The organism is Alcanivorax sp. HI0083, from assembly GCF_001635175.1.
Genome location: NZ_LWFX01001022.1, coordinates 1 through 3,853, shown reverse-complemented (window position 1 = coordinate 3,853; position 3,853 = coordinate 1). Strand labels below are relative to the sequence as shown.

At 57.7% G+C, this 3,853-nt stretch carries 3 protein-coding genes; all 3 read left to right on the top strand.

From position 1 onward, the window contains the following. The first annotated feature begins 468 nt into the window (after positions 1-468). The 3 genes from A3754_RS12775 to A3754_RS12765 are packed head-to-tail and all read left to right on the top strand — an operon-like array spanning position 469 to position 3,580. Positions 469-1,998 (top strand): capsule assembly Wzi family protein, encoded by a 1,530-nt coding sequence (locus A3754_RS12775; protein WP_063519999.1) that lies wholly within the window; start codon positions 469-471, stop codon positions 1,996-1,998. 20 nt (positions 1,999-2,018) lie between these two features. Then, positions 2,019-3,152: a polysaccharide export protein gene (locus tag A3754_RS12770; RefSeq protein WP_082872406.1), complete on the top strand. Its 1,134-nt coding sequence runs from the start codon at positions 2,019-2,021 to the stop codon at positions 3,150-3,152. Then, the gene (locus A3754_RS12765) at positions 3,152-3,580 is read left to right on the top strand and encodes a low molecular weight protein-tyrosine-phosphatase (RefSeq protein ID WP_063519997.1); all 429 of its coding nucleotides are present in this window, start codon (positions 3,152-3,154) and stop codon (positions 3,578-3,580) included. Before A3754_RS12770 ends, A3754_RS12765 begins: the two co-directional genes overlap by 1 nt. The last annotated feature ends 273 nt before the right edge of the window (positions 3,581-3,853 follow it).

The following is a 3,853-nucleotide window of genomic DNA, read 5'->3' as shown; positions in this document are numbered from 1 at the left end:
CCTCACGGTGCTTAGAGGTTCCCGTTCGGGCTCGCACAGTTTCAACGGCCCAATGTCGGATGACGCCTTTAGGCTAATCTGACCTACGGAGACTATTTGATCCCCGGGTTCAATGTCGGCTTAGGCGTAGCGCGTAGGTCGTGTTAGGCGAAGCCGTAACCCGACATCTGGCGTCGCTATGGAGGTAAACGGCAAATGTCGGCTTACGCCTTTAGGCTAAGCCGACCTACAAAACCTATACTAAAACCCACCTTACTCCTGAATTGTTAGACAAAAATCTTCTGGCGTTATCATCCTAACCCCAAGTATTAAAAGACCTGCGTCACCAATACGTATGAATTACGTAGGGTAAGTGCTGCAAACCATTCGCATTGCAGTAAACAAACTGTAAAATGCCGCAGCTTGTCATATGGATGACAAAAAAAAGTACGCATAATCCGCCCCTCGATGTCAGAACAGCTGGATAGGATGTCCTTAGTGCAGTTTTCTTCACAGTTAACCCGTTGGAGTCTCGGGGGGCTGGCCTTTCTGTGTGCCACCAGCGCCCAGGCCGCTTCGCCTTGGGTGCCCGCCGGGGACCTGTCCGCACGCCATCACATCGAGGCGCTGCAGTCCCAGGGTTGCCTGGATGGCGTTACCCTCAGTTGGCCCATCAGCTGGGCCGCGCTGATGAAAAGCTACCGCCTTGCCCGCCATAGCCTCCCGGAAGCCGACGCCAAACGCTGTGAAAACCAGCACGCCGCGTTTCTGGAAAAAGCCCTCCAGAAAGCACAGAAAAGCACCCGCGGTGTTTCCATTGAGCTGGGCGGCGCCAACCAGGAGCCGCTCTACACCAGCTTTGATACCCAGGTAGAAGACGAAGTTACCAGCCAGGTGGCACTTTACGGCATGGGCGACCGCTGGGCCGGGCAACTGGCCATTGGCTATGTGGACGGCGAGCGCGACAACCAATATGTGCGCCTGGACGACACCTACCTGGCCGGCATTATTGGCAACTGGCAGCTGGGCGTCGGTGCTGTCGATCGCTGGTGGGGTCCGGGCTGGCAAAGCTCTTTGGCCCTGTCCAATAATGCCCGCCCGGTGCCCGGGCTATGGCTTTCCCGGCAAATGCCGCTGGCACCGGAAAGCCCCTGGCTCAGCTGGATCGGCCCCTGGGATTTGCAACTGATTGCCGGGCAGCTGGAGCAGGATCGCGCGGTGCCCGATGCTCGTCTGCTGGGCGCCCGCTTTGTTTTCAAGCCGCTGGATTCCCTGCAAATTGGCCTGTCGCGTCTGGCGCAATGGGGCGGTGAAGGGCGCCCGCAGGGAGGTCGGGCACTTTGGAATGCATTGATCGGGAAGGACAATGCATCACCAGATAACCCTGATGAGACAGATGATCCCGCTAATCAAATTGGTGGCGTGGACTTCCGCTTGTCCTTGAATCCCGGTGATGTGCCGTTGGGCATCTATGGCCAGTTCATGGGTGAGGACGAAGCCGGGGGCTTGCCCTCGAAACTATCGTCTTTGGCTGGCGTCGATGTGGTCACCGGCTGGGGTAGCGGCTCTCAACGTTTCTTTGTGGAAGCGACCGATACCGTGGCGGGTAGCTGGTTTAGTGATCGGCGCCACAATGTCATGTACGAACACAGTACCTATCAAACGGGTTTCCGTTACCATGGCCGCAACCTAGCCAGTACCTGGGAAGGGGATGCCCAGGCCATCACCCTCGGCCTGCAGCAGTTTTTCCGTAACGATGTGACGGTGGCCCTCAGTCTCTCCCAGGCGACCTTGAATGAAGAAGGCGGCACCCGGGCAGTGCTGCATGTGGACGGAGACGAGATTCTTCAGGCCGCAGAGGAACAGGATATTGTTTTGGCCGAATTGCGTATCGGTCACCCCTTATTGGGCGGTCGCCTGAACTGGCTGCTTTCTGCTACGGATGAACCCGTAGTGACCTATGAAGAGCGTGAGCGGTTCACCGCCGGCCTTCAGTGGACCCGACACGTAAATTGGTAACAGAGTTTATGCAGGTATCTATGAATCCATTTGGGAAGTTTCTGGCTGCTGGCCTTTTAGTGTCGTTGGCGGGCTGTACGGTGGTGCCGGGGTCTCATATTTCCACCTCGCCGGGCTGGTTTCTCGATGAAGACGAAAGTGCGGAAGAAGCCGAGCCCCTGCCGGATGTGGTGCAGGTGCATACCATTACCACTAATGTGCTGAAAGCCGAGCCCCAGGACAAAGCCAAGCCGGCCCCGGTCCTGCTCGAAGAACCGGAAGATTACGATTACGTGGTCGGGCTCGGTGATGTACTGCAAATAACAGTGTGGGATCACCCGGAGCTGACCATTCCGGCGGGTTCCATGCGTAGCCCGTCCGAATCCGGTAACTGGGTACATAACGATGGCACCATTTTTTATCCCTACGTCGGCAAGATCAAAGTGGTCGGCCTGCGTGTCACCGAAATCCGTGACCTGATCGCCCAGCGTATTGCCGAATACATCGAAGACCCGCAAGTGGATGTGACCATTGCGGCTTTCCGCAGCCAGCGCGTCTATGTGTCTGGTGCGGTCAAACAACCCGGCGCCTACCCGGTGACCAATGTGCCCCTGCGACTGCTGGATGCGGTGAATTCGTCCGGTGGGTTGACCGAAATGGCTGATTGGAACGATGTCACTCTTACCCGTAACGGGCAGGAACATACCCTGTCGCTGAAGGCGGTCTACCAGGAAGGCAACCCGGCCTACAATGTCTTGCTGCGCCCCGGTGATGTAATCCACGTGGCCCGCAACGATGATAATAAAGTCTTTGTGCTGGGCGAAGTGGGTGAGAACCAGCCTGTGCCCATGACCCGTAATGGCCTGACTCTGGCAGAAGCTCTGTCATCTTCCGGTGGCTACACCCAGGACACCGCAGATGCGCGCGGTATCTTTGTGCTGCGCCGCGCGCCCCAGGGCAGTGACCACCTGATCGACCTGTACCAGCTCAATGCCAAGGACGCCACAGCCCTGATTCTGGCGGATGGTTTCGACCTGCAAAGCCGCGACATTGTCTATGTCACCGCCGCGCCACTGGCTCGCTGGAACCGCGTAATCAAGAATATTCTGCCGACCTTCCAGACCATCTACTACGGGGCACTGGCGGGAGATCGGATAAGGGATCTGGACGAGTAATGTTTAATCGCATTCTGGTGGTCTGCGACGGCAACATCTGTCGCAGCCCCACCGTCGCCGCCATGCTGCGGGAGCTGAAGCCGGAAAAAGCCGTGTCTTCTGCTGGTCTGGTCGGGCTGGTGGGTCAGGACATGGAAGCCACTGCTCGCGCCGTAGCGGAAGAAAACGGCCTGGACTGTGGCACGCATGTGGCTCGCAAATTGGACAGTGAATTATGCCGCGACAGCGATTTGATTCTGGTCATGGAAAGCCGCCAGAAAGAACGCCTGGGCAGAGCCTTCCCGGAAGCCAGCGGCAAGACATTCCTGCTAACTCACTGGAATGGCGGCCACGACATCCCCGACCCCTACAAACGCGGCCGGGATGCCTTCGAAAGAATCTACCCGCCCATGCGCGAAGCCACAAAAGCCTGGGCAGAAAAACTGTAGATAGTTATGTAGGAGCACCTCTTGAGGTGCGAATCGTGCCCCCTTCTAGGGGGCACTGTAGGAGTTCCCTTCCAGGGGACGAACCAAGCGCCAGCGCGGAAATCACCCAAAGGGGTGATAAGAAACCGCCGGTACACGGGCACAGCTCGACAGGAAATAGCACCGCTGTGTAGGAGTTCCCTTCCAGGGGACGAACCAAGCGCCAGCGCGGAGCTCACCCAAAGGGGTGGTAAGAAACCGCCGGTACACGGGCACAGCTCGACAGGAAATAGC

What these genes read in the sequence shown, in the direction of transcription:
- A3754_RS12775 (WP_063519999.1), top strand. Translation starts at nt 469, where the DNA reads ATGTCCTTAGTGCAGTTTTCTTCACAGTTAACCCGTTGGAGTCTCGGG.
- A3754_RS12765 (WP_063519997.1), top strand. Translation starts at nt 3,152, where the DNA reads ATGTTTAATCGCATTCTGGTGGTCTGCGACGGCAACATCTGTCGCAGC.
- A3754_RS12770 (WP_082872406.1), top strand. Translation starts at nt 2,019, where the DNA reads ATGAATCCATTTGGGAAGTTTCTGGCTGCTGGCCTTTTAGTGTCGTTG.